Source organism: Oleiphilus sp. HI0066 (assembly GCF_001635725.1).
The window spans coordinates 1-1,171 of the sequence record NZ_LWFH01001498.1 but is presented as its reverse complement, the minus strand read 5'-3'; the positions used below and the strand labels follow the sequence as shown (position 1 = coordinate 1,171).

The following is a 1,171-nucleotide window of genomic DNA, read 5'->3' as shown; positions in this document are numbered from 1 at the left end:
GGTGATAAAATTATTGGAAAAGATTATTACTTGTGGAGTTCGTGACTATTGGTAGTTTAATTCATCTGAATAAATACATTAAAGGAGGTATCTTTTGGAGTATGTCTAGGCAGGGACAAAAAAGGGGTATTAAGAGTCGCCACTATGGCTCTTAATTTGGTAATGGCCGTACTTAATGAAACTAATTTTTTGGGCTTTGAATTCATTGCTTGTGCTGTCCATATATTGGATTACGACTCACCGCCTGAGCCGGGGAAGAATAAATCAGCAAGAATTAATTTTCTTGATCATAAAGTGGCTGGACTGCTTATTTAATTTATCTTCTTCCGTACAATCGTGCAGTGCGAAGCAGCAGTGAATCAAGCGATAGCAGTGATTTCGATAGTCTAAGTAGTCATCAGCAATGAGTTCTTTCCATTGGCTAAATATATTTTCTAGCAAGGGGATTTCGGATGATATTTGCATGCTTATAAGCTCTTAAGTGCGTCTTCAATTTCATGTTTAAAATCGGTGGCGTCACATACCCATACGCTTGTATCAGCACCTGGGAACACACCAATTTCTATCTTTGCTTGATCTAGCTCTTCAGCAAGGTCATCAATAAACGTATCAACAGGAATCGCGATGGCCGTTACCTCTTGATCAAACTCAGAAATAGCAACGGCAGCTTCTTTACTCGGCCACATTGGAAGGTAGCTAAACGCGTCTTCTTCATAGTTGATCGTAATAAAGTCTTGCTGAGCATTAATTAATACCCAAAGCTGTTTATGCTCTAATATTTGTTCGATGGTGTAATCGTAGCGATCTTCAGGTTCCATCGCGCTAAGTTGTTCGAGGCTTTGTTTAGTCATGTTTTTTCCAATTTTCCCAAGGCGAAGGGGATGGGGTGTTAAAAGTAGACAAATAAAGCTGTTCTACTTTAGTACGAGCCCATGGCGTGCGACGCAAGAATTTTAGCGATGATTTAATCGATGGATCTTTCTTGAAGCAATTGATACTGACGCGGCTCGCTAATCCATCCCAACCATAATGCTCATAAAGTTTTTCTACAATCGTAGCCAGCGTGATGCCATGAAGAGGATTGTTTGGTTGTTCCTGACTCATGTGAGTGTCGTTTTCCTTTTGTTGAATGCAAAACACTATAGTTAAAAACAGCCGGTTCGTTGAAATT

At 39.8% G+C, this 1,171-nt stretch carries 2 protein-coding genes; both read right to left on the bottom strand.

The window, feature by feature from the left end:
• Positions 1 to 467 precede the first annotated feature (467 nt).
• A complete protein-coding gene (locus A3738_RS23185) occupies positions 468 to 851 on the bottom strand; it encodes a DUF2750 domain-containing protein (RefSeq protein WP_068476124.1) in 384 nt (127 codons plus the stop codon).
• On the bottom strand, positions 844 to 1,104 hold the full coding sequence (locus A3738_RS23180) for a VF530 family DNA-binding protein (protein ID WP_068476123.1): 261 nt from the start codon (positions 1,102 to 1,104) through the stop codon (positions 844 to 846). The genes A3738_RS23185 and A3738_RS23180 overlap by 8 nt, the downstream gene beginning before the upstream one ends.
• Positions 1,105 to 1,171: the final 67 nt, after the last annotated feature.

Bases quoted from the DNA above. Each gene is read 5' to 3' on its own strand.
- A3738_RS23180 (WP_068476123.1), bottom strand. From the start codon at position 1,104: ATGAGTCAGGAACAACCAAACAATCCTCTTCATGGCATCACGCTGGCT.
- A3738_RS23185 (WP_068476124.1), bottom strand. From the start codon at position 851: ATGACTAAACAAAGCCTCGAACAACTTAGCGCGATGGAACCTGAAGAT.